This window comes from Sutcliffiella sp. NPDC057660, assembly GCF_042800035.1.
Lineage (GTDB): Bacteria > Bacillota > Bacilli > Bacillales > Bacillaceae_I > Sutcliffiella_A.
Genome location: NZ_JBHVHV010000005.1, coordinates 178,831 through 202,251, shown reverse-complemented (window position 1 = coordinate 202,251; position 23,421 = coordinate 178,831). Strand labels below are relative to the sequence as shown.

The 23,421-nt window shown below is 42.2% G+C and carries 24 protein-coding genes; all 24 read left to right on the top strand.

The annotated features are described in order from the left end of the window. Positions 1 to 16 precede the first annotated feature (16 nt). The 24 genes from sucD (at position 17) to fliY (ending at position 23,407) form a co-directional block, all read left to right on the top strand. Positions 17 to 919, top strand: a complete 903-nt coding sequence (gene sucD / locus ACFVAD_RS07150) for a succinate--CoA ligase subunit alpha (RefSeq protein ID WP_386637546.1) — start codon at positions 17 to 19, stop codon at positions 917 to 919. 81 nt (positions 920 to 1,000) lie between these two features. Then, positions 1,001 to 1,870 (top strand): DNA-processing protein DprA, encoded by an 870-nt coding sequence (dprA, locus tag ACFVAD_RS07145; protein WP_386637544.1) that lies wholly within the window; start codon positions 1,001 to 1,003, stop codon positions 1,868 to 1,870. Positions 1,871 to 2,344: 474 nt separating this feature from the next. After that, positions 2,345 to 4,423, top strand: coding sequence for a type I DNA topoisomerase (topA, locus tag ACFVAD_RS07140; RefSeq protein WP_386637542.1), 2,079 nt, complete (start codon positions 2,345 to 2,347; stop codon positions 4,421 to 4,423). A gap of 118 nt (positions 4,424 to 4,541) precedes the next feature. Continuing rightward, a complete protein-coding gene (trmFO, locus tag ACFVAD_RS07135; protein WP_386637540.1) occupies positions 4,542 to 5,846 on the top strand; it encodes an FADH(2)-oxidizing methylenetetrahydrofolate--tRNA-(uracil(54)-C(5))-methyltransferase TrmFO in 1,305 nt (434 codons plus the stop codon). 67 nt (positions 5,847 to 5,913) lie between these two features. Next, a complete protein-coding gene (gene xerC / locus ACFVAD_RS07130) occupies positions 5,914 to 6,819 on the top strand; it encodes a tyrosine recombinase XerC (RefSeq protein ID WP_386637538.1) in 906 nt (301 codons plus the stop codon). Positions 6,820 to 6,841: 22 nt separating this feature from the next. Then, the gene (gene hslV, locus ACFVAD_RS07125; RefSeq protein ID WP_386637536.1) at positions 6,842 to 7,384 is read left to right on the top strand and encodes an ATP-dependent protease subunit HslV; all 543 of its coding nucleotides are present in this window, start codon (positions 6,842 to 6,844) and stop codon (positions 7,382 to 7,384) included. Positions 7,385 to 7,401: 17 nt separating this feature from the next. After that, entirely contained in the window at positions 7,402 to 8,802 is a 1,401-nt protein-coding gene (gene hslU / locus ACFVAD_RS07120; protein WP_386637534.1) for an ATP-dependent protease ATPase subunit HslU, read from the top strand. Positions 8,803 to 8,827: 25 nt separating this feature from the next. Continuing rightward, entirely contained in the window at positions 8,828 to 9,607 is a 780-nt protein-coding gene (codY, locus tag ACFVAD_RS07115; RefSeq protein ID WP_386637532.1) for a GTP-sensing pleiotropic transcriptional regulator CodY, read from the top strand. A 523-nt stretch (positions 9,608 to 10,130) separates the two neighbouring features. Beyond that, on the top strand, positions 10,131 to 10,520 hold the full coding sequence (gene flgB, locus ACFVAD_RS07110) for a flagellar basal body rod protein FlgB (protein WP_386637530.1): 390 nt from the start codon (positions 10,131 to 10,133) through the stop codon (positions 10,518 to 10,520). After that, complete coding sequence (flgC, locus tag ACFVAD_RS07105) at positions 10,520 to 10,972, top strand: flagellar basal body rod protein FlgC (protein ID WP_386637528.1); 453 nt, start codon at positions 10,520 to 10,522, stop codon at positions 10,970 to 10,972. Before flgB ends, flgC begins: the two co-directional genes overlap by 1 nt. 46 nt (positions 10,973 to 11,018) lie before the next feature. Next, a complete protein-coding gene (gene fliE / locus ACFVAD_RS07100) occupies positions 11,019 to 11,285 on the top strand; it encodes a flagellar hook-basal body complex protein FliE (RefSeq protein WP_483887606.1) in 267 nt (88 codons plus the stop codon). A gap of 122 nt (positions 11,286 to 11,407) precedes the next feature. Continuing rightward, positions 11,408 to 12,994: a flagellar basal-body MS-ring/collar protein FliF gene (fliF, locus tag ACFVAD_RS07095; RefSeq protein WP_386637524.1), complete on the top strand. Its 1,587-nt coding sequence runs from the start codon at positions 11,408 to 11,410 to the stop codon at positions 12,992 to 12,994. Positions 12,995 to 13,013: 19 nt separating this feature from the next. Further along, positions 13,014 to 14,033, top strand: a complete 1,020-nt coding sequence (gene fliG / locus ACFVAD_RS07090) for a flagellar motor switch protein FliG (protein WP_386637522.1) — start codon at positions 13,014 to 13,016, stop codon at positions 14,031 to 14,033. Next, a complete protein-coding gene (fliH, locus tag ACFVAD_RS07085; protein ID WP_386637520.1) occupies positions 14,026 to 14,829 on the top strand; it encodes a flagellar assembly protein FliH in 804 nt (267 codons plus the stop codon). Before fliG ends, fliH begins: the two co-directional genes overlap by 8 nt. Continuing rightward, complete coding sequence (gene fliI, locus ACFVAD_RS07080) at positions 14,798 to 16,129, top strand: flagellar protein export ATPase FliI (RefSeq protein ID WP_386637687.1); 1,332 nt, start codon at positions 14,798 to 14,800, stop codon at positions 16,127 to 16,129. Before fliH ends, fliI begins: the two co-directional genes overlap by 32 nt. Next, positions 16,119 to 16,568: a flagellar export protein FliJ gene (gene fliJ / locus ACFVAD_RS07075; RefSeq protein WP_386637518.1), complete on the top strand. Its 450-nt coding sequence runs from the start codon at positions 16,119 to 16,121 to the stop codon at positions 16,566 to 16,568. The genes fliI and fliJ overlap by 11 nt, the downstream gene beginning before the upstream one ends. A gap of 7 nt (positions 16,569 to 16,575) precedes the next feature. Beyond that, entirely contained in the window at positions 16,576 to 17,160 is a 585-nt protein-coding gene (locus tag ACFVAD_RS07070; RefSeq protein WP_386637516.1) for a MotE family protein, read from the top strand. A 28-nt stretch (positions 17,161 to 17,188) separates the two neighbouring features. Continuing rightward, positions 17,189 to 18,355, top strand: coding sequence for a flagellar hook-length control protein FliK (locus ACFVAD_RS07065; protein ID WP_386637514.1), 1,167 nt, complete (start codon positions 17,189 to 17,191; stop codon positions 18,353 to 18,355). Next, entirely contained in the window at positions 18,352 to 18,993 is a 642-nt protein-coding gene (gene flgD / locus ACFVAD_RS07060) for a flagellar hook assembly protein FlgD (protein ID WP_386637512.1), read from the top strand. The genes ACFVAD_RS07065 and flgD overlap by 4 nt, the downstream gene beginning before the upstream one ends. A 28-nt stretch (positions 18,994 to 19,021) precedes the next feature. Continuing rightward, positions 19,022 to 20,503 (top strand): flagellar hook-basal body complex protein, encoded by a 1,482-nt coding sequence (locus ACFVAD_RS07055; protein WP_386637510.1) that lies wholly within the window; start codon positions 19,022 to 19,024, stop codon positions 20,501 to 20,503. Between the two features lie 41 nt (positions 20,504 to 20,544). Then, positions 20,545 to 20,736, top strand: a complete 192-nt coding sequence (locus tag ACFVAD_RS07050; protein WP_386637508.1) for a flagellar FlbD family protein — start codon at positions 20,545 to 20,547, stop codon at positions 20,734 to 20,736. Between the two features lie 11 nt (positions 20,737 to 20,747). Further along, positions 20,748 to 21,179, top strand: a complete 432-nt coding sequence (gene fliL, locus ACFVAD_RS07045) for a flagellar basal body-associated protein FliL (RefSeq protein ID WP_386637506.1) — start codon at positions 20,748 to 20,750, stop codon at positions 21,177 to 21,179. Between the two features lie 37 nt (positions 21,180 to 21,216). After that, on the top strand, positions 21,217 to 22,215 hold the full coding sequence (gene fliM / locus ACFVAD_RS07040) for a flagellar motor switch protein FliM (RefSeq protein WP_386637504.1): 999 nt from the start codon (positions 21,217 to 21,219) through the stop codon (positions 22,213 to 22,215). Beyond that, a complete protein-coding gene (fliY, locus tag ACFVAD_RS07035; protein WP_386637502.1) occupies positions 22,205 to 23,407 on the top strand; it encodes a flagellar motor switch phosphatase FliY in 1,203 nt (400 codons plus the stop codon). The genes fliM and fliY overlap by 11 nt, the downstream gene beginning before the upstream one ends. Positions 23,408 to 23,421: the final 14 nt, after the last annotated feature.

Here is a 23,421-nt window from a genome sequence, read left to right as displayed (position 1 = left end):
AAGGCAGGGAGCATACATGAGTGTATTTATTAATAAAGATACAAAAGTAATCGTACAAGGTATTACTGGTTCTACAGCTCTGTTCCATACAAAACAGATGCTGGAGTATGGTACACAGATCGTTGGTGGGGTAACACCAGGTAAGGGCGGCACTGAAGTGGAAGGTGTACCTGTTTTTAACACGGTTGAAGAAGCGGTAAAGGCTACTGGTGCCAATGCATCTGTAATCTATGTTCCGGCTCCGTTTGCAGCAGATGCAATCATGGAAGCGGTTGACGCTGAATTGGACTTGGCTATTTGTATTACTGAGCATATCCCGGTTCTTGATATGGTAAAAGTGAAACGCTATATGGATGGGAAAAAGACTCGCCTAGTGGGTCCTAACTGCCCTGGTGTCATCACTCCTGATGAGTGCAAGATCGGAATCATGCCTGGCTACATCCATACTAAAGGCCATGTAGGGGTAGTTTCCCGTTCTGGTACACTTACGTATGAAGCAGTTCACCAGTTATCCCAAGAAGGAATCGGCCAATCTACAGCAGTAGGTATCGGTGGAGACCCAGTCAACGGTACAGACTTCATTGATGTGTTAAAAGCTTTTAACGAAGATGAAGATACGTATGCAGTAATCATGATTGGTGAAATCGGTGGAACTGCTGAAGAAGAAGCGGCTCTATGGGTGAAAGAAAATATGACAAAACCTGTAGTTGGATTCATTGGTGGACGTACTGCACCTCCAGGAAAACGTATGGGCCATGCCGGCGCCATCATTTCCGGTGGAAAAGGTACAGCCGACGAGAAAATCCGCGTAATGAATGAGTGTGGAATCGAAGTTGCAGACACTCCATCTGTTATGGGAGAAACACTTATCAAAGTAATCAAGGAACAAGGCATCTACGATAAATGTAAAACGCATTAATAATTGATGGAATAGGAATAGCCGGTGGCGGCTATTCCTATTAATCATTTTCAAAAAAATTTAATGAGGTGCTGCGACCGTATGGAACGATGGAAAAAAAGATTCATTGCCCTTCATCATTGCCCTTTTTTAAACGATTCTGCCATTATTAAGCTGATTAAAATCGATCCTACCCTTGAAAACTTTCATCAACTTTCTCCTTCTGATATCTCCCGTCTCACTTCTCTTTCTCATCAAAAAGCTCTTACCATCTTTGACTACATGAAAAACCTCCAATTTGACCACTTACTTGACATCTATGAAAAAGAAAAGATTCACATTATCACAATATTTGATGAAGAATATCCACCTCTATTGAAGGAGATATACGATCCCCCCTTGGTCTTATATACAAAAGGAAACCCTCTTTTGTTGAAAGCAAGGATTCTGGGGGTGGTCGGGACAAGGAATATGACGGAAAATGGTCGGTTATCCCTTCAGAAAATGATACCGCCGTTAATAAAAGAAGGTTTTGTCACCGTAAGCGGTCTGGCAAAGGGGATCGATACGCATGCCCATAGGCTGACTGTAGAAAATAAAGGCGGTACCATTGCAGTGCTAGGTGGCGGGGTGATGAAAATCTACCCAAAAGAAAATCAGAAGCTGGCAGACTATATTGCAGAAGAGCATTTGCTGGTCTCGGAATATCCTCCTTTCACATCTCCCGTGAAGTGGCATTTTCCAAAAAGGAACCGTATTATCAGTGGACTAAGCGAAGGGGTTATTATAATAGAAGCAAAAGAAAAAAGCGGTAGCTTGATTACCGCAGATCAGGCTCTAGAACAAGGCAGGGATGTCTTTGCCGTACCGGGGTCGATTGTGGAACCGACTGCAGCAGGAACAAACAGCTTGATACAGCAAGGTGCCAAACTGGTGATGAGTCACCAAGATATCCTAAATGAACTGCAATAGTGGAATTTTCTAAAATTTTCACATAAAAAGACAAATAAATTTCAATTTTTTATATAAATTTTCTTTTTTTACTTTACAAATGATTATATGTCTATATTATTATAGGGTACAACGATATTCATAAGTTGTACTTTTTTCATGCAAGCAAGTATGAAAAGCGCGATATCTGACTACATAGTAAATAGAAGGAAGCGCCGAACCTCCTTTTTCCCACAAATAAAGAATGATTTCTTCGTTTATTTGATAGAAATAGTAGGGAAAAGAAGGAGTAGGAATGGGTAGTTGTTTGACAAACCCATCTTTAATATTTAATAATGGTGAAGATTTAATGAACTGTAAATGAAAACTTAAAAACGAGAAATTTACCTTTTGATAAAAATTGAATGTAAAAAGTGGTTGTTAAAAACTTTGAGAAAACAAATGGCATGAGGCCAATTTTTTCTAAGAATTTACCCTCTTGAGGAGGATTATTGAATGTCAGAATACTTAGTGATAGTGGAATCACCAGCTAAAGCAAAAACAATTGAACGATATTTGGGGAAAAAATATAAAGTCAAAGCATCTATGGGACATGTCAGGGATCTGCCTAAAAGCCAAATGGGTGTGGACGTGGAACACGAATTTGAGCCGAAATACATTACCATCCGAGGAAAGGGACCTGTACTTAAGGAGCTGAAGACCGCAGCCAAAAAAGCCAAGAAAATCTATCTCGCAGCTGACCCGGATCGCGAAGGGGAAGCAATTGCGTGGCATTTGGCACATAGTCTTGATATTGATTTGCAATCCGACTGCAGGGTTGTTTTCAATGAGATTACAAAAGATGCGATCAAGGAATCCTTTAAGCATCCAAGGCCAATCAACCTCGATGTAGTGGATGCGCAGCAGGCAAGAAGAATTCTGGACCGACTTGTAGGCTATAATATCAGTCCGCTACTCTGGAAAAAGGTTAAAAAAGGATTAAGTGCAGGACGTGTTCAATCTGTAGCTGTCCGGCTGATCATTGATCGGGAAAATGAAATCAACGCATTCACACCTGAGGAATATTGGACCATCAAGGGTTCATTCATCACCAATGATTCAAAGGAATTTGAGGGCAGTTTCTATGGACTTGATGGGAAAAAGACTGAATTGAATTCTGAAGAGGATGTTAAAATCGTTCTTGGGAAATTGGAGGGCAACTCCTTTGAAATCCAAAGTGTCACGAAAAAGGAACGCAAACGCAATCCGGCTCTGCCGTTTATCACTTCTTCCCTGCAGCAGGAAGCCGCCCGTAAGCTTAACTACCGTGCCAAGAAAACAATGATGCTTGCACAGCAGCTATATGAAGGGATTGAACTAGGGAAGGAAGGAACTGTAGGGTTGATCACCTATATGCGTACAGATTCCACCAGGATATCAGAGACGGCAAAAAAGGAAGCGGTTGAATACATAGAAAAGACATTTGGCCAGAAGTTTCTTTCGACTGAACAACGAAAAGAAACGAAAAAGGCTAATGCCCAGGACGCGCATGAGGCAATCCGTCCAACTTCTACCATGAAAGACCCCCAGTCCGTAAAGGAATACTTGTCCCGTGATCAATTCAGATTGTATAAGCTAATCTGGGAACGTTTTGTCGCAAGTCAAATGGCACCAGCGATTTTAGACACAGTTTCCATTGATCTTGCACAAAATAATGTGATGTTCCGTGCAACAGGCTCAACAGTTAAGTTTCCCGGCTTCATGAAGGTATATGTTGAAGGCAGTGATGACCAGCAGGAAGAAAAGGAAAACCTGCTTCCAGCACTTGAGAAGGGCGATAATGTCTTCTCAAAGGATGTAGATCCGAAGCAGCATTTCACACAACCTCCACCAAGATATACAGAGGCCAGACTGGTAAGGACTTTGGAAGAGCTCGGAATAGGCAGACCTTCTACGTATGCGCCGACTCTTGACACCATCCAGAAGCGTGGCTATGTGGCACTCGATAATAAACGTTTTGTCCCAACAGAACTTGGTAACATCGTCATTCAATTAATATTGGAATTTTTCCCTGAAATCATTAATGTGGAGTTTACCGCAAATCTTGAGACGAATCTGGATAATGTGGAAGATGGCAAGGTGAACTGGGTCCATATCATTGATGGATTTTACCATGAATTCGCCAAACGTCTGGAAAGAGCGGAGCAGGAAATGCAGGAAATCGAAATCAAAGATGAACCTGCTGGTGAGGATTGTGAAATTTGCGGACACGAAATGGTTTTCAAGATGGGACGCTATGGCAAGTTCATGGCATGCTCCAATTTCCCGGAATGCCGAAATACAAAGCCGATCGTTAAGGATATTGGCGTACCTTGTCCTAAATGTGAAAAAGGGAATATCGTGGAAAGAAAAAGTAAAAAGAAGCGAATTTTCTATGGCTGTGACCAGTATCCAACGTGTGAATTCCTATCATGGGATAAACCGATTGCCCGTAAATGTCCGAAGTGTGAATCTCTGCTTGTAGAGAAGAAGCTGAAAAAGGGCGTTCAAGTACAATGCGTTGAGTGTGATTACAAAGAAGAGCAGCAAGCATAAGAAAAAAGGGACTGACACCTCAACACTTTGCGTCAGCCCCTTTTCATTTGGTAAAGTAGTTTTAGGTGGCCAGTTATATTGGGTCAGTAAGTTTGCAGATTTGGAGGAAAGAAATATTATGACAACACAAGTAGTAACTGTTATTGGAGCTGGCTTGGCAGGTAGTGAAGCGGCTTGGCAGCTTGCAAATAGAGGGATAAAGGTTCATCTATACGAGATGAGACCTGTTGTGCAAACACCTGCACACCATACAGATAAATTTGCAGAATTGGTATGTTCAAACTCTTTAAGAGCGAACACACTGACAAATGCTGTTGGAGTATTAAAAGAAGAAATGCGGATGCTGGATTCCGTTATTATAAAATCTGCGGATGAATGTGCCGTCCCTGCAGGAGGGGCTCTAGCGGTTGACCGCCATGAGTTTGCTGCAAAGGTTACGGAGATGGTGAAAAACCATCCTAATGTAACGGTATTCAATGAGGAAGTGGAAGCAATCCCTGAAGGTCCGACCATCATCGCAACAGGCCCATTAACGTCAAAAGCACTTTCAGAGCAGCTTCGTTCCCTGACTGGGGAAGAGTATCTGTACTTCTATGACGCCGCAGCGCCGATTATTGAAAAAGACAGCATCAATATGGATATCGTATACTTGAAGTCCAGATACGATAAGGGAGAAGCGGCGTACTTGAATTGCCCGATGACAGAGGAGCAGTTCAATACATTCTACGAAGCCCTGATCGAAGCAGAAACGGTCCCATTGAAGGAATTCGAAAAGGAAATCTTCTTTGAAGGCTGCATGCCGATTGAAGTCATGGCAAACCGCGGGAAAAAGACGATGCTCTTTGGTCCTCTTAAACCAGTCGGACTTGAAGATCCAAAAACCGATAAACGTCCATATGCAGTAGTACAGCTTCGCCAGGATGATGCTGCTGGAACTTTGTATAATATTGTCGGTTTTCAGACACATTTAAAATGGGGTCCTCAAAAAGATGTGATAAGATTAATACCTGGTCTGGAGAATGCAGAAATCGTCCGTTATGGCGTCATGCATAGAAATACGTTCATCAATTCCCCTAACCTGCTAAAAGCGACGTACCAGTTTAAAGCAAGGGAAAACCTTTTCTTCGCAGGACAGATGACCGGGGTGGAAGGGTATGTTGAATCAGCCGCTTCAGGTCTGGTAGCCGGCTACAATGCAGCGAGACTGGTAACTGGGGAAGTGCCGGTTGAGTTTCCTAAGGAATCCGCTATCGGAAGTATGGCGCATTATATTACATCTACAAACGCTAAGAACTTCCAGCCTATGAATGCCAATTTCGGTTTGTTCCCTGATTTGCCGACTAAGATAAAGAATAAGCAGGAACGCAATGAAGCGCATGCTAGGAGAGCTTTGGAAACAATTCAGAATTTTGTAAAAAGTTAATCAAATTAATTGCAAGGGCTACTAAATTGTGATAATATTTAGTAGCCCTTGTGAGGTGATAAATAATATGCAAAATGTTAAGATTCCGTTAATTTCTTTTTTAGAATATTTACAGATTGAGAAAAACTATTCAAAATATACTATTGTGTACTACCAAAAGGATATTGAAGATTTTTTTGAATTTATGAAAGAAGAAGCGCTGACTAGCATAAGTGATATCACCCATATTGAAGCACGTTTGTATCTGACCAAGCTGCATAAGAAAAAATATGCCAGAAGATCGGTTGCGAGAAAAACTTCAAGCCTGCGAAGCTTCTTTAAATATTTGATCCGGGAAGAACAAATAAGCATGAATCCTTTTACGATCGTTTCCCTGCCCAAGCAAGAAAAACGCCTGCCACAATTTCTGTATAGTGAAGAATTAGAAAAATTGTTTGCGGTATCAGATCTTGATACGGCCCTTGGTCAAAGAAATCAACTTCTTTTGGAGCTGCTTTATGCGACAGGCATTCGTATCAGCGAGTGCTGCGGGCTTCAGCTGCAGGATATTGATTTCAGCCTTGGGACCATTCTTGTAACCGGAAAAGGGAATAAGCAGAGGTATGTTCCTTTTGGAAGCTATGCACAAGAGGCCCTGGAGCATTATATGGAAAATGGGCGAAAGGAATTGCTCTCCAAAGGAAATCTGCCTCACGCAAAGCCACTATTCCTGAATTTCCGCGGAGGCCCGCTCACCCCGCGTGGTGTAAGGGTTGTATTGAATGAGATGGTGAAAAAAACCAGCTCGACCCTACATATTAGCCCCCATGTTTTGCGTCATACATTTGCAACTCATATGTTAAATGAAGGGGCAGATCTGAGAGTGGTTCAAGAGCTCCTTGGTCATTCCAGCCTTTCATCCACTCAGCTCTATACGCATGTGACGAAAGATCGTCTTCAACAAACATATAATCAATTTCATCCTCGAGCTTGAGGATCAAACAGGAGGAATCCCCATGTCTTCTTTTCATGCCACCACGATATTTGCCGTCAAGCACAATGGCCAATCGGCAATGTCGGGTGACGGCCAAGTTACATTTGGAAATGCTGTTGTGATGAAACATTCTGCAAGGAAGGTCCGGAGACTTTTCAACGGAAAGATTCTTGCAGGTTTTGCTGGTTCTGTAGCGGATGCGTTTACATTATATGAACTGTTTGAAGGAAAACTGGAAGAATATAATGGGAATTTGCAGAGGGCGGCGGTCGAACTTGCAAAGGATTGGCGCAGCGATAAAGTCCTAAGAAGACTCGAAGCAATGTTGATCGTAATGGATGAAACAAGTCTTCTTCTTATCGCTGGTACTGGTGAAGTAATCGAACCGGATGATGGTATTCTGGCTATCGGTTCCGGCGGCAATTATGCCCTTGCTGCAGGCCGTGCGTTAAAACGTTATGCAGGTGAGCATATGACTGCCAGGGAAATTGCAAAGGCAGCTTTGGATATGGCCGGCGAAATTTGTGTTTATACGAATGACAATATCATTGTAGAAGAACTATAGAAAAGGCGGTTGTAAACATGAGTACAAAATTAACCCCTCGGCAAATAGTGGAAATGCTGGATCAATATATTGTAGGGCAGACAAATGCAAAAAAAGCCGTAGCTGTGGCACTAAGAAACCGGTACCGCCGTAATTTGCTTAAAGGATCATTGCGGGATGAAGTTGTACCTAAAAACATCCTGATGATCGGTCCTACTGGTGTAGGGAAAACAGAGATAGCAAGAAGAATTGCGAAGCTAGTTGGTGCTCCGTTCATCAAGGTGGAAGCGACAAAATTCACAGAGGTTGGATATGTGGGCAGAGATGTGGAATCAATGGTTCGGGACCTTGTTGAGACATCTGTTCGTCTTGTGAAAGAAGAGAAAATGATCAAGGTGAAAGAGAAAGCACTCGAAAATGCAAATAAACGCATTGTAGAACTTCTCGTACCGGGAAAGCAGAAGAATTCTTCTTATAAAAATCCTTTTGAAATGATTTTTGGCGGAAATGCCCAGAACTCCGATTCGGAAGAAGAATCAAAACAAGAGGAAGTGTCCATTCAGGAGCAGAGAAAAAGAATGGCCCATAAGCTTGCTTTAGGTGAACTTGAAGACAGGTATATCACGATCGAAGTGGAAGAACAGCAGGGCTCGATGTTTGATATGCTTCAGGGTTCGGGTATGGAACAAATGGGCATGAACATGCAGGATGCATTAAGCAACCTGATGCCGAAGAAAAAGAAGAAACGGAAGCTGACAGTTGCTGAAGCAAGACCGGTTCTGACAAATGAAGAAGCGCACAAGCTTATTGATATGGATGAGGTTACGCAGGATGCAGTAACGCGTGCGGAGCAAAGCGGCATCATTTTCATCGATGAAATCGATAAAATTGCCAAAAAGAACTCTGGCTCATCAGCAGATGTATCCCGTGAAGGGGTGCAACGTGATATCCTTCCAATCGTGGAAGGCTCAACGGTTGTTACCAAATACGGTCAAGTGAAAACGGATCATGTACTTTTCATTTCAGCCGGAGCCTTCCATATGGCGAAGCCGTCAGATCTAATACCGGAACTGCAGGGACGCTTTCCAATCCGCGTGGAGCTTACCAAGCTTTCTGTTGAAGATTTTGTAAGGATTCTGATCGAGCCGGATAATGCTTTAATAAAGCAGTACATAGCATTATTGGAAACAGAAGGTATACAAGTTGAATTTTCTGACGATGCTATTCGTAAGATAGCTGAAGTTGCATTCCAAGTGAATCAGGATACTGATAATATTGGGGCGCGCCGTTTGCATACCATTCTCGAAAAGTTGTTGGAGGATCTCTCTTTTGAAGCGCCGGATATCAATCTGGAGAAAATAGTGATCACCCCACAGTATGTGGATGAAAAATTAGGAACCATCGTAAAAAATAAAGATTTAAGCCAATTTATATTATAGAAGTAGATTTTAGGAGGAAATAGTTATGGCATTATTACAAAAAACAAGAACAATCAATGCTATGCTGCAAAAAGCGGCAGGTAAACCAGTAAATTTCAAGGAAATGTCCGAAACGCTTTGCAATGTGATTGAAGCGAATGTGTTCGTCCTTAGCCGTCGTGGAAAGTTGCTTGGTTATTCCATTAACCAGCAGATTGAAAACGAGAGAATGATCAAGATGTTGGAAGATCGTCAATTCCCTGAAGAATATACAAAGAACCTATTCAACATCTCGGAAACTTCATCCAACCTGGATGTTGAGAGCGAATATACAGCATTCCCAGTTGAAAACAAGGATCTGTTCCAATCAGGTCTGACTACGATCGTCCCGATTATCGGTGGTGGCGAGCGTTTAGGAACACTTATTCTTGCCCGCCTGCAGGAGCCTTTCTCTGATGACGATCTCATCATGGCGGAGTACGGTGCAACAGTAGTAGGTATGGAAATTCTTCGTGAGAAATCGGAAGAAATCGAAGAGGAAGCAAGAAGTAAAGCTGTGGTCCAAATGGCTATCAGTTCCCTTTCATACAGTGAGCTTGAAGCGATCGAACACATTTTTGAAGAACTGGATGGTAAAGAAGGTTTACTTGTAGCAAGTAAAATCGCTGACCGTGTCGGTATTACAAGATCTGTAATTGTAAATGCACTTCGTAAGCTTGAAAGTGCCGGAGTAATCGAATCTCGTTCTTTAGGGATGAAAGGAACGTACATTAAAGTTCTTAATGATAAGTTCTTGATGGAATTAGCCAAATTAAAGTCTCACTAATAGAAAAAACCTACCTGAAAATGGTAGGTTTTTTGTTTTGTGGAAAAACGCGTTTGGAATGCTCAAGTTTAGAAAACTCAGTTGATTGGAGTGGAAGGCACGGAGATTCCTCGAATATGCAAGCATTTACTTCGTACGATGTATCGCTGCCGCAACCTTCCTTGTCCTGCGGGAGGAGGCTCCCGGACCGCCTAAGGATAAGCGCAGTGCCTGGAACGGAAATCAACGGGCTTTATTATACAGATACTCAAAAAAACTGTAGATAACCTCGAATTACTTCGAGTTTATCTACAGTCTGAAACCACCATATAATTGGTGGTTTTTTTCATTTATTCTTAAATTTAACAAATGTCGTTTTTTGTCGTGACTTTAGTCCTACGACAAAAAATGAGTCAAATTGACGATTTTTTTTAACATTTGACACATAGACATATGCGGTTCCATAATTTACAATGAATTTATACATACAATTTTCGACAAATATAAATAATTCGTCATTTTTCTAATTTTTTTGGGGGTCATAATGAAAATTTTTTCGACATCAATTAGTGCACTAGAAAAAGGTATCCAATATTCGGGAATGAAACATAAGGCGATTTCTCAAAATATTGCCAATGTGGATACACCGAATTACAAAAGGAAAGATGTAAGTCCGAATTTCGGGCAATTTTATCAGGAAGCGATGAATGCCAAAAAAACAGACAGCAGACATCATGATTTCACAGGAACGTCGAAACAAGCTTTTACCATAAATAATACATCCCATTCGTACTCACATAATGGAAACAATGTGGACATCGATAAGGAAATGTCAGACTTGGCAGAAAATCAAATCTATTACTATACCATGATCGATCAACTTAGTGGCAAATTTCAATCGCTGCAGAACGTAATAAAAGGAGGTAAAGGGTAATGTCCATGTTTAAAAGTATGAATATTTCCGCTTCTGCCTTGACTGCACAACGATTGCGGATGGATGTCATTTCTTCCAATATGGCAAATGTTGATTCTACGAGGGGGAAATTTGTAGATGGTGAATGGGTGCCATATAAAAGGAAGGTAGTAGAGACGGCTCCCAAAGAGGGCAGCTTTCAATCTTTTCTACAAAAAGCTTCAGGCTCTTCAAACAATATTGGCAATGGTGTGAAGGTAACAAGAATTAAAGAGGATGATGCGCCATTTAGAGTCGTCTTTGATCCTGAGCACCCAGATGCCAATGAGGATGGATACATAGAACTCCCCAATGTAGATCCTTTAAAGGAAATGGTGGATCTGATGAGTGCCTCCAGGTCATATGAAGCAAATGTTACAGTGTTTAACGCATCAAAGGGAATTATGATGAAAACACTTGAACTTGGGAAATAGAAAGGACTGAAAACAAATGATATCGAAAATTTCGAACCAGGCTCCAATGATGCAAACTACCGACTTCACCAAAAAATCTAGTGGAGAAGTGCAACAGCAGTTTTCCGGCTTTTTAAAGGATGCACTAAACGAAGTAAATAATTCTCAAATTGCATCAAATGAAATGACAAGAAAGCTCGTCAATAATGAGGGAGTTGAATTGCACGATGTGCTGATTGCGCAGCAAAAAGCGAGCGTCTCCCTTCAATTGACAATGGAAGTAAGAAATAAAGGTATTGAAGCCTATCAGGAAATAATGCGTATGCAAGTATAATAGATTCATTTCCAAGTCTGCCAGTAACATCTTCTAACATTTAAAGATAAGATAATAGACAAATAAATGCGGTTATTTACTGCATAAATTGCTGCTAGATAATAACCGGGGGAATTGACAGAATGAAAGAAAAATTACTTGATATGAAAAATAGAACAGTCTCCTTTTGGAAAAACAAGGGGAAAACACAAAAAACGGCTTTCATTACGAGTGCAGTCGTTGCAATTCTTGCATTGACTGCCATCACTTACTTTTTGACAAGAACCGATATGGCACCCTTGTATAAAGACTTGACTCCTCAGGAAACTGGACAAATCAAAGAGGTGCTTGATACAAGAGGAATTCCTTCGCAAATAACGGAAAACGGTACAGCGATCCTCGTTCCACAGGAAACAGTGGACGGTTTGAAAGTGGATCTCGCTGCAGAGGGTGTCCCGAAAAGCGGCAGTATTGACTATGGTTTCTTCGGAGAAAGATCCGGTTTTGGGATGACCGACAATGAATTTCAGATAATGAAGCTAGATGCCATGCAAACGGAGCTGGCAAACCTGGTCAAAAGCATCGAAGGAGTAAAAGATGCACAAGTGATGATCACAATGCCCCAAGAGGGTGTGTTCGTCCGTGACGCAGTGCAGGAAGCATCCGCATCCATCGTTTTGGATACAGAACCTGGTTATCAGTTCGACCAGGCGCAAATAAATGCCTTGTACCATTTGGTGTCAAAGAGTATCGCTAACCTATCTACGGATAATATCGTTATCATGAATCAGAATTTTGAGTATTTTGACCTTGCAAATAGTCAAAATTCAGGAAATGCTCTGAATGTAACGAGCCAATTGGAATTGAAAAAAGAAATAGAAAGAGATATTCAACGACAGGTTCAACAGATGCTCGGCATGATGATGGGACAAAACAAGGTTGTGGTGTCTGTCACGACTGATATCGATTTTACACAAGAAAATAGGGAAGAAAACCTTGTTACACCTGTCGATCCCGACAATATGGAAGGGATTGCCGTCAGTGTCGAAAGAATAACGGAGACCTATACTGGTTCTGAAGGTGAAGCTGGTGGAGATATGGGTACCGGTGAGGCTGATGTTCCTGCTTATATTGCCGGTGGGGCGAATGGCAGTGGCGATTACGAAAAAATGGAAGAAAGAATCAATAATGATGTAAACAGGATTAGAAAAGAAATAGTGGAAAGCCCTTATAAGATACGGGATATGGGCATTCAGGTAATGGTGGAGCCGCCTGTTGCTGATGATCCACTTTCCTTGCAGAATGGGACAGTTGATGAAATCAGGCAAATTTTAGGTACCATTGTCAGAACTTCCATTGACAAGCAAGCACTTGCAGAAAATCCGGATGCGGACATTGAAGACAAAGTGGTGGTATCTGTTCAAACCTTCAATGGAAAAGCTCAATTCGAGGAAACATCCACTTCCATTATCCCGATCTGGATGTATGTGGTCGGTGGCGTGCTAATCGCAGTTATCATTCTCTTGATCTTCCTGTTAATGCGACGTAAGAAAGAGGAAGAAGAGGAAGAACTGATAATAGAAGAGGAAATTACACGGATAAACATTCCGGATATTAATAATAACGAAAAAGAATCAGAAGGCTCAGCTCGCCGTAAGCAGTTGGAAAAAATGGCGAAAGAAAAACCTGATGAATTTGCAAAACTATTAAGATCATGGTTATCAGAATAAAGATAAGGAGGTTCAATAAATGGCGAAAGCTAATACAAGCAAATCTTTCAGCAACAAACAGAAGGCAGCCATTTTATTAATCTCTCTTGGGCCAGACGTATCCGCTTCCGTTTATAAGCATCTTTCGGAGGATGAAATAGAAAAGCTTACATTGGAGATTTCAGGGGTAAGAACAGTGGACTCGCATATTAAAGAAGATGTGTTGGAGGAGTTCCACCAAATTGCTCTTGCACAGGATTATATTTCACAGGGTGGAATAAATTATGCAAAAACGGTTCTTGAGAAAGCATTAGGGAAAGATCAGGCAAATGCGATTATCACCAGGCTGACTTCATCCCTTCAGGTGAAACCGTTCGATTTTGCAAGAAAAGCGGATGCATCACAGATATTGAATTTTATCCAGAATGAGCATCCCCAAACTATTGCACTGGTATTATCCTATTTGGAGCCTACCAAATCCGGGCAGATTCTCTCGGAGCTTCCGCAGGAGCTTCAGGCGGATATCGCCAAAAGGATTGCAGTGATGGACAGTACATCCCCTGAAATTATCAACGAGGTTGAGCAGATCCTTGAACGCAAGCTTTCCACTACAGTTACAAGGGATTATACGAATACCGGAGGAATTGACTCGGTGGTGGATGTGTTGAATCAAGTCGATCGCAGTACGGAAAGAACCATTCTCGATGCTCTTGAAATACAGGATCCGGAACTTGCAGAGGAAATCAAGAAACGAATGTTCGTCTTCGAGGATATCGTGACCCTGGACAACATGGCGATACAGCGTGTGATCCGGGATGTGGAAAACGAAGACTTGATGCTGGCACTAAAGGTGGCCAGTGAGGAAGTGAAGGAGATAGTCTTCAAAAATATGTCCAAGAGAATGGTAGAAACGATGAAAGACGATATGGAATATATGGGGCCGGTACGTTTGAAGGATGTGGAAGAGGCGCAATCGAGAATTGTTGGCATCATCCGAAAGCTCGAGGAAGCGGGCGAAATAGTCATCGCGCGTGGCGGAGGAGATGACATCATTGTCTAAGTTAATTAAATCCTCCCTTTTCAACATCGAAGAGAAAGAAAGAATATCAATAAAAGTTGCTCCTATTTTTTCTGCACAGGATGAAGAGCAGAAATCACCGGTCCAGGGACATTCGATTGAGCATATAAATAGGATGGTCCAGGAAGCAAAGGATGAAGCTGTCAGGATTTTAGAGACTTCTGCTGCTGAAAGAGAGAAGGCACTCCAGGTGATTGCACAGGAAAAAGAAAACTGGAAACAAGAAAAACAGCAGTGGATGGATCAGGCATCTAAAAAGGGCTATGAACAAGGATTCCAAGCTGGTAAAACAGAGGCTCTTATGGAATATGAAGGATTGTGCCTGCAAGCAAAAAATACTGTTGAACTAAGCAATTTAGAACATCAAAAAAAAGTGGAAAGCTCCATCGAAACCATCATGGCTGTCAGTATAAAAGTAGCCGAAAAAATCTTGGGCTATGAGTTTGAGAGAGACGGTGATGCGTATATGAAAATGGTGCAGACTGCCCTTAAAGAAGTAAAAGAAAAAGAAGAAGTGAAAATCTATGTAAGTACTAAACAATACCCACATCTCATTCTTAATAAACAACTTTTGCAAAATATAATTAACAGCCAATATGATCTATTAATCTATCCAGAAGCAGACTTACAGGAAGACGGATGCTGGATTGATTCTTCTGCTGGAAGGATGGAAGTATCCGTACAAACACAGCTGACGGAAATCAAGGATAAATTGCTGCAATTAGTCAAACCGGAGGCAAATAATGATGATTCTAGAAGAGCTACTGCAAGAAATTGATGGCATGAACTCTTACAAACGCTACGGAAAAGTAAAGAGAGTAATTGGACTGATGATCGAATCCAAAGGTCCGGAAAGCTCGATTGGAGACGTTTGTAATATCATCATTGACCGCAAGAAGCGTAGAATTGTGCAGGCGGAGGTTGTCGGGTTCAGGGATGAGCATGTCATACTGATGCCCTTTACTGATATCCAGGATATCGGACCAGGATGTATGGTGGAGGCTACCAATCATCCTTTGGAGATAAAGATAGGAGAAGGTCTCCGGGGAATGGTCCTGGATGCGATGGGGAATCCCCTGGATCCCTCGGTTGAAATGCCGATCGGACTTGGGACATATCCTACCGACCAGGCTCCTCCCAACCCTATGACAAGGCCTTCCATCACGGAAGAACTGGAAGTGGGAGTGAAGATTATAGATGGTCTTCTGACTGTGGGAAAAGGACAGAGAATCGGCATTTTCGCCGGGAGCGGAGTCGGAAAGAGCACCCTGCTTGGAATGATAGCCCGAAACACTTTTGCCGATATTAATGTCATTGCTTTGATCGGGGAGCGCGGCAGGGAAGTAAGAGACTTCCTTGAGCGCGATCTTGGCCCAGAAGGTCTAAAGCGCTCCATCATCGTTGTGGCAACCTCTGATCAGCCCGCTTTAATGAGGATAAAAGGAGCTTACACTGCCACTGCCATTGCAGAGTTCTTCAGGGACGCGGGCTATAATGTGATGCTGATGATGGATTCTGTCACTCGGTTTGCGATGGCCCAGCGGGAAGTGGGACTTGCCATCGGCGAGCCTCCTACTACAAAAGGCTATACACCTTCCGTTTTTTCTATGCTGCCCAAACTGCTTGAGCGGACGGGTACCAATCAACATGGGTCCATTACCGCCTTTTACACGGTGCTTGTGGACGGGGATGACATGAATGAACCGATAGCCGATACAGTAAGAGGTATTTTGGATGGACATTTTGTTTTAGATAGAGAGCTTGCAAATAAGGGGCAATACCCTGCAATCAATGTGTTGAAAAGTGTCAGCCGAGTGATGAACAACATTGTGAGCAAGGAGCATAAGCAAGCAGCTGAGTACATGCGTGAGAAACTCTCCAAATACTATCAAGCGGAAGACTTGATTAACATAGGAGCCTACAAGCGTGGTACATCCCGAGAAATTGATGATGCCATTCAAGCATATCCGACGATTATTCAATTTCTAAAACAAGATGTTGAATCTAAATGGAGCTTTATGCAGACAAAGACAGCGCTTATTGACCTAAGAAGAAAAGGGGCATCAGATGGAAGTTAGAAAAGGACGCTTGGAAAAGATATTGTTTGTGAAAAAGGCGGAGAAAGAGCTGGCCAGCACGGAATACCAGGATGCCATCTCGCAATTTGAAAATGAGGGGCAGCAGCTTTATGACCTTTTGAAGCGGAAAGAGCAGCTTGAAGGTAGCCTTCAGGATAGACTGCAGCACGGCATCCCGATCGAGAATTTGAAACAGCAGCAGTTTTTTATCGGGAATCTGGAAAAGAATGTACTGAATCAGCAACGGAAAGTGAGCCATGCCCGTGCTTTTATGAATCTGAAAGAAGAACGGTTAAAGGAACAATCTATTGAGTGCAGGAAATATGAAGTGCTTGATGACAAGCAGAAGCTGTTCATTAAACAAAACGAAAACAGGATTGAGACCTCGTTCATAGATGAGATGTCGATCCTTCACTATACGCATCACACGAATAGGTGAAGTAGCGATGAAAAAAGAAAAACAACAAATGATTCAAGAGGAAGAACAACAGAATTATACTTTTTTGCAGAAAGTCTTATACTTATTTATTTTCCCCGTATTGTTTTTGATAACCGTGGTGCTGGGCATTTTAACGTTTCAAGGTACCAATGTCTTTGATCTTGCCCAAACATTTATTCCGAAAGAGACAGCCAAGAATGAAGAACCTGTAGAAAATGGGAAAGAAGCTCTTCCAAATAAAGAGGATGAAAGTAAGCCGGAAACCAGTCAAGAGGTCATCATGCTTGAAAGAGAGATAAATGATAAGGAACGTGAAATAACAAAGCTGGTTGCTGAACTTGAACAGGCAAACAATCGTATCAGGGATTTGGAAGCGCAGGAGCGGGAGATAAAATCTTCAACTAAAGAGCTGGCAGCCCTTTATGAAAGAATGTCGACAAAAAAAGCAGCCGGGATCATCATGGAATTAGAGGAAGAGATGGCGCTGTTAATTCTTAAGGACCTGAGTGTTTCCAAGAAATCAGGGATTCTTGGCCAGCTTGAACCTGACCAGGCTGCCAGATTTACAAAGCTTCTTGCAGAGGACGAATAGCGCGATGTGAAAGGAATGAGGAAAGTTGATGTTTTTAGGCACTAGCCAATTGGGGGAAATGCTCCATGCAAAACCGCTAAAAATGGAGGGCACTGCAAGAACTGAGGCCGAAGCTTCCGAAGCTGGCGAGTTTCATCGTCTGTTATCGGAAAATATTTCATCATTATTGGAAGAGCTTACTGCTTCTTCTACCGATCTAGGAAAAGAGATGGCTTTACATTCAGAATCAAGCTATCCTCTTACAAACATAGAAGACTTGGAGGAACTCTTACATTTGGAACTTTCACTTCTTAATAGTTTAGAAGAGGAACTCTCATCTGAGGAATATTTCGGACTTATTCATCAATTTTTGGAGTTATCTTCGACATTGACTCAGGCTAAGCAGCAACAGTCAGTTCCAGCAGACATGGGTGAAAACGTCTTTGAAAAGATGGCACTTTTAACCAACAAACTTCTTCTTTTTATTAAAGAATGGAAGGAAGGAAAATCAGAAAATCCGCAGCCCCAAAATGTCAAACAACAAACAGACTTAAAAGAGCTGATGGTTCTGATTGAAAAGAAATTCGCAAAAATCTTTCAGGTCACAGAGAAACATACAGGAAGAGCAGACACTGCCAATGTAAAAAGCTTCCCATTCCATCATTTTATATCTGAAAATGTATCAGCCGGGCCATTTTCGATCAATCAACTGCAGCAACCGAGACAAGCAACCATTCAGTGGGTGGTCGATACTTCATCAAGCCAGGTTGCACGAGAACAGCTTATTCAAAAGTTGGAAGGCATACTCTCCAAGAGCCAATCGAGCTTTGTAAATGGCAATCAACAGATTACTATCCGATTGAACCCTGAACATCTAGGAACATTACATATCAAATTACAGGAAACCCAACATGGGTTGGTCGCAAAATTGGTTGCACATTCCAAATCAAGCGCCTCCCTTCTTGAAAGTGGAGTAACCGCGCTTAAACAGAACTTAGTTAATGCCAATATCCTTGTGGATAAAATTGAGGTCGTCTACCAGGAGCAGGAGCAGGAACAGCGCTTTTTCCATCAAGGAAAAAGCCAGGAGGAACAGCAAGCCTTTAAAGATTCTTCTTCAAACGGGAGAAAAGATAAAGAATCTGCAGAAAAATCTTTTGATGAAATACTTTCAGAGGAAATTGTTATAAATGAACGGGAGGCTGAAGGAATATGACCAGTATATCTTCCGATTTATATATTCAAAATCGCCAAGTGGAGAGCAAGAAGCAAAACAACGTATTGGGGAAAGATGACTTCCTGAGATTGCTGATGGCTCAGCTTCAAAACCAGGATCCTATGAATCCGATGGAAGATAGGGAGTTCATCGCCCAGATGGCCACCTTCTCCTCCTTGGAGCAGATGACCAATCTCAACACAAGCATGGAAGGATTCATCAAATCACAAAACAAGCAGCAGGCATTAGCGATGCAGCAGTACCTGGGTGCGGAAGTGACGTGGCAGGAAGTCTATTTTGTGGATGAAGAGCCTTTTGTAGAAACTAAAAAAGGCATCGTCACCAGTATTGCAATGGCAGAGGGTAATGCAAAACTGATTACGGATGATGGGAGTGAAGTTGCGCTAGAGCAGCTTACTCAAATTAAGCATTCTGATGATTCTGTGCAGAACACCCTTTTGCAAGCCAGCCATTTGATCGATAAGAAAGTTTCACTCCTTTACAATGGGAAAACATATGAAGATCTTAAAGTTAACTCTGTCGTATCAAAGGATGGAAAGACCTATTTGACCGTTGCCGACCCAAGCCTTGAGGATGTAAAGATACCGCTTGACGCCATTACGAAAATATCTCAATGACTTTAGATAAGATAGAGGGGGATTTATCATGTTACGTTCCATGTATTCCAGTATTGGAGCATTAAGAAACTTTCAAACAAAACTAGATGTAATAGGTAATAATATCGCAAATGTCAATACGTACGGATTCAAAAAAGGAAGAGCAACTTTTCAGGAAATGATGGTACAGCAGCTTTCAGGTGCGAGCGGCCCAGCAGCAGGAAAAGGCGGGATCAATGCGAAGCAGATCGGGTTAGGTTCGATGATCAGTACCATTGATTCCATCCAAACACAGGGATCCTTGCAGACAACTGCGAGACCACTTGATCTGGCACTCTCAGGAGATGGATATTTTGCCGTTGCATCTATCTCAGATGTCACAAGGGTGAATGTGGACTCCAATACGGTATATGGGGACAACAGGATTCTTGGCGGCGGGATTGATAATGCTGTTGCGATGAATTATACAAGAGCAGGCAATTTCTATATGGATAACAATGGGTATATCGTAAATTCCAATGGGATGTACTTGATCGGGGAAACAGGGGAAAAGACTATTCCGACCGATGCGATTGTAAATGCCTCCAATGCCGCATTGAACAGCGCAGAGAACTTTTTTGGTCAGTATCAGGATTTCAGAACAGATACAACAAAGTTTCTTAAGCTGGCTAGTTCTTTCCTGGAGGCTCAGAGAACGTATGATGATGCATTGAAAGCTAGTACAGAGGCAGGCGGAGCAGATCCGCAACTGCTTGCTGCAGCAACTGCTGCAGCAACTGCACGAGATAATGCAGCCAACGAATTCAATAATTTTTATTCGAATGTATATTCCGGTCAAATTACGAACTTCAATGCTGCCGGACAGGGATTGAATACAGATATCAGAACCTTCATTAATCAAACTGGTGAAGTTGTCTATCAATTGCTGGATCCGATTGTCCAACCTTACAGCGGAACATTACCGGTCGCTGCAGGTGCAAGCCAGAATGAACTTTCAGACCTTGTATTCTATGCGCAATCAATCAAAGAAGGCTTGGATACGGAATTTAAAAGCTTCGAAAACTTCGTAGCAAAGGCGGAAATGGTTCAATTGCCATCATGGAGCGACTCATTAAGTGGAAGTCCCGGTCTGATCCAGATTCCACCGAATGCCAGAAGCTTCAGTATCTCAGGTGATGGAAAAGTAAGCTTCATCGATCAGTTCGGACAGCTGAAAGTTGCAGGGCAGGTGATGCTTGCCAAGTTCCCTAATGCTTCCGGTTTGGAGAGAATAGGCGAAAACCTTTTCCAACAGTCCAATAACTCCGGAACGATGGATAAAAACGGAGATGGAATTCAATTGGCTGAAATGTTCCGCCCTGGAGAGGATGGAGCGGCTGCAATCATTTCCGGAACATTGGAAATGTCAAATGTGGACCTTTCGGAAGAATTTACAGAAATGATTACTGCGCAAAGAGGATTCCAGGCTAATACAAGAATCATCACTACATCTGATGAGATTCTGCAAGAGCTTGTCAATCTGAAGCGCTAAAGGAGGATTGGGCCGGGGGAAGCTGAACTGACCCAACTATTATGATTAAACTAACGAAGCTAAGTGGTAAATCCTTTGCTTTAAATGCCTGGCTGATCGAGCAGGTGGAGGAAACCCCAGATACGATGGTTACGCTTAATAATGGCAAGAAATTGATCGTAACAGAAACGATGGAGCAGGTAATTCTACTTTGTAAAGAGTTTTATACCAGCATTCATCAAGAGAAGCGATAGGGGGAAAGAAAATGTTCCGCAACAAATTAGTGAATGCCATGATTATCATTTTATTGATTATTTCCCTTGTTGGTGTAGCTGCTTTGGTTACCGTGAATGTATATTACGCAGACGGTTCAAAGGACGAGGATTCGATCGATGACATTCTTAAGCATTCTTTGGATATTGAAGAAATAACAACAAACCTGCAAAGCGGAGGATATCTTCGCGTTCAGTTCAAGGTCCAGACAGATAGCAAAAAAGCACGGGAAGAGTTGGAAAAAAGAGATTTCCAGGTTCAAAATATTATCATCCATGAGATTTCCAATAAAAAATCTTCAGATTTAGCAGGCAATGAAGGATTGAAAAAGCTTGAAAGCGATATACAGTCCAAACTGAATGAAGTGATGAAGGAAGGGTCTGTGGTTCAGGTCTACACAACGTCCTTTCTGCTTCAAGACTAACATCAAGAGATCCACGTGAAGATAGGAGGTGGTGGGCATGTCTACAGAAGTGATGTCGCAAAGTGAAATAGATGCCCTTTTATCCGCTCTTTCAACGGGTGAAATGAATGCGGATCAATTGAAAAAAGATAATGAAGTAAAGAGAGTCAAAGTGTATGATTTTAAACGTGCCTTAAGATTTTCAAAAGATCAGATTAGAAATCTGACAAGGATCCATGAGAACTTTGCTAGATTACTGACGACTTATTTTTCCGCACAATTAAGAACCTACATACAAATCAGTGTGGCATCCGTAGATCAGTTGCCATACGAAGAATTCATTCGATCCATTCCTAAGATGACAATATTGAATGTCTTTGAAGCCTCTCCCCTCGAGGGTAGGCTGGTGCTGGAGGTAAATCCCAATATTGCCTATGCGATGCTTGACCGTCAGTTGGGGGGGAAAGGAACCAGTTTTAATAAAGTGGACAGCTTGACTGAAATTGAAACAAAGCTAATGACCTCTCTTTTTGAAGGTGCAATAGAAAATTTCGGTGAAGCATGGGAGTCGATTGCTGATATCCAGCCTTTCCTGGCAGACCTGGAAGTGAACCCGCAATTCCTGCAGATGGTTTCCCCGAATGAAACAGTCATCGTTATATCGATGAACATAACGATCGGTGAGATAACAGGTATGATTAATGTGTGCATTCCATTTGTGGTGCTGGAGCCGGTCATCCCGAAATTATCTGCCCATTATTGGATGGAGGATAAGCGTAAAGTTAGGCAGGACCATGAAGTCGAATCTTTACAAAAGGCGATTAAAGCGACCACCTTGACAATTACAGCCGAACTGGGCAGGTCTGAAATAACTTTTTCTGATCTTCTTGATTTAAGTGTTGGTGACGTGTTGCCGTTAGATCAGAAGATTGAACAGCCCATCTTCGTGAATGTCGATAAAAAACCAAGTTTTCTGGCCCAGGTGGGTCAAGTGAAAAAGAATATGGCCATACAAATTATGAAGGAAATCAAGGAGGGATACGAAGATGATGAGTGATGGAATGTTATCACAGGACGAAATTGATGCCTTGCTTCGAGGTTCAGATAACGACAACGAAGAACCCCTCTTTGTTGCACCAAATGTAGAAGATCACTTCTCGACATTAGAACAGGACGCTCTGGGCGAAATCGGAAATATTTCCTTTGGCAGTTCTGCAACAGCCCTATCCACCCTCTTGAATCAGAAGGTGGAAATTACGACACCAAAGGTAAGTCTACTCGAAAAACAGCAATTGGAAGCAGAGTTTCCAGATCCTTATGTTGCTATCAGAGTAAATTATACAGAGGGCTTTACAGGATCCAATATTTTGGTGGTGGAACAGCGGGATGCTGCCATAATCGCTGATTTGATGCTCGGTGGCAGCGGTGAAAATCCATCCCGGGAATTTGACGAGATTCATTTGAGCGCTGTTCAGGAAGCGATGAACCAGATGATGGGGTCCGCAGCAACATCGATGTCAACGGTGTTCTCCAAAAAAATAGATATCTCGCCCCCATCAGTTCTGTTGATTGACTTCAAAGAGGGCGAAGGGAAAGACCAAATGCCGGAAGATAATCTTTTGGTAAAAGTTGCATTTTCCATAAGAATAGGTAAGTTGATTGATTCTTCCATTATGCAGATCCTTCCTTTTCCATTTGCTAAAGAGCTTGTGAAGGAATTATTGAATAAAGACAAAAAAGTGGAAGAACCTGTTGTATCTTCGACTAATTTGTCACCATCACCTGTTCCAAAACAAGAGAATGTGGCATCGATGGAGCACAGAACAGAGGAAACATCGTACGCATATTCCCAACATGCACCGGATAATATCAGTTATCAGCAGCAAGAAAGAAAGGCACAACCGGTTGCAGCAAAGCCGGCACAGACCGTCAATGTCCAGCCTGCAGTTTTCTCAAGCTTCGAAACTACTGCAGTAGCAGAGGCTGAACCCAATAATTTAAGCATGTTAATGGATATTCCACTGCAGGTAACAGTAGAGCTTGGAAGAACGAGGCGCTCGGTCAAGGATATCCTGGAGCTGTCTGCCGGTTCAGTTATAGAACTGGATAAGCTGGCAGGAGAACCTGTTGATATATTAGTGAACAATAAGCTTATCGCACAAGGGGAAGTAGTTGTAATAGATGAAAGCTTTGGTGTGAGAGTGACAGATATAGTAAGTCAAACAGATAGAATCAAAAAGCTTCGTTGATTACTGGGAGGAAA

Excerpts from the sequence above, each read along its gene's own strand:
- flgD (WP_386637512.1), top strand. The coding sequence starts at position 18,352 with ATGACCAGTATATCTTCCGATTTATATATTCAAAATCGCCAAGTGGAG.
- codY (WP_386637532.1), top strand. The coding sequence starts at position 8,828 with ATGGCATTATTACAAAAAACAAGAACAATCAATGCTATGCTGCAAAAA.
- flgB (WP_386637530.1), top strand. The coding sequence starts at position 10,131 with ATGAAAATTTTTTCGACATCAATTAGTGCACTAGAAAAAGGTATCCAA.
- fliM (WP_386637504.1), top strand. The coding sequence starts at position 21,217 with ATGTCTACAGAAGTGATGTCGCAAAGTGAAATAGATGCCCTTTTATCC.
- fliL (WP_386637506.1), top strand. The coding sequence starts at position 20,748 with ATGTTCCGCAACAAATTAGTGAATGCCATGATTATCATTTTATTGATT.
- fliJ (WP_386637518.1), top strand. The coding sequence starts at position 16,119 with ATGGAAGTTAGAAAAGGACGCTTGGAAAAGATATTGTTTGTGAAAAAG.
- xerC (WP_386637538.1), top strand. The coding sequence starts at position 5,914 with ATGCAAAATGTTAAGATTCCGTTAATTTCTTTTTTAGAATATTTACAG.
- ACFVAD_RS07070 (WP_386637516.1), top strand. The coding sequence starts at position 16,576 with ATGAAAAAAGAAAAACAACAAATGATTCAAGAGGAAGAACAACAGAAT.
- fliE (WP_483887606.1), top strand. The coding sequence starts at position 11,019 with ATGATGCAAACTACCGACTTCACCAAAAAATCTAGTGGAGAAGTGCAA.
- dprA (WP_386637544.1), top strand. The coding sequence starts at position 1,001 with ATGGAACGATGGAAAAAAAGATTCATTGCCCTTCATCATTGCCCTTTT.
- fliY (WP_386637502.1), top strand. The coding sequence starts at position 22,205 with ATGATGAGTGATGGAATGTTATCACAGGACGAAATTGATGCCTTGCTT.
- sucD (WP_386637546.1), top strand. The coding sequence starts at position 17 with ATGAGTGTATTTATTAATAAAGATACAAAAGTAATCGTACAAGGTATT.
- hslU (WP_386637534.1), top strand. The coding sequence starts at position 7,402 with ATGAGTACAAAATTAACCCCTCGGCAAATAGTGGAAATGCTGGATCAA.
- hslV (WP_386637536.1), top strand. The coding sequence starts at position 6,842 with ATGTCTTCTTTTCATGCCACCACGATATTTGCCGTCAAGCACAATGGC.
- fliF (WP_386637524.1), top strand. The coding sequence starts at position 11,408 with ATGAAAGAAAAATTACTTGATATGAAAAATAGAACAGTCTCCTTTTGG.
- ACFVAD_RS07050 (WP_386637508.1), top strand. The coding sequence starts at position 20,545 with ATGATTAAACTAACGAAGCTAAGTGGTAAATCCTTTGCTTTAAATGCC.
- flgC (WP_386637528.1), top strand. The coding sequence starts at position 10,520 with ATGTCCATGTTTAAAAGTATGAATATTTCCGCTTCTGCCTTGACTGCA.
- fliG (WP_386637522.1), top strand. The coding sequence starts at position 13,014 with ATGGCGAAAGCTAATACAAGCAAATCTTTCAGCAACAAACAGAAGGCA.
- ACFVAD_RS07055 (WP_386637510.1), top strand. The coding sequence starts at position 19,022 with ATGTTACGTTCCATGTATTCCAGTATTGGAGCATTAAGAAACTTTCAA.
- trmFO (WP_386637540.1), top strand. The coding sequence starts at position 4,542 with ATGACAACACAAGTAGTAACTGTTATTGGAGCTGGCTTGGCAGGTAGT.
- ACFVAD_RS07065 (WP_386637514.1), top strand. The coding sequence starts at position 17,189 with ATGTTTTTAGGCACTAGCCAATTGGGGGAAATGCTCCATGCAAAACCG.
- topA (WP_386637542.1), top strand. The coding sequence starts at position 2,345 with ATGTCAGAATACTTAGTGATAGTGGAATCACCAGCTAAAGCAAAAACA.
- fliI (WP_386637687.1), top strand. The coding sequence starts at position 14,798 with ATGATTCTAGAAGAGCTACTGCAAGAAATTGATGGCATGAACTCTTAC.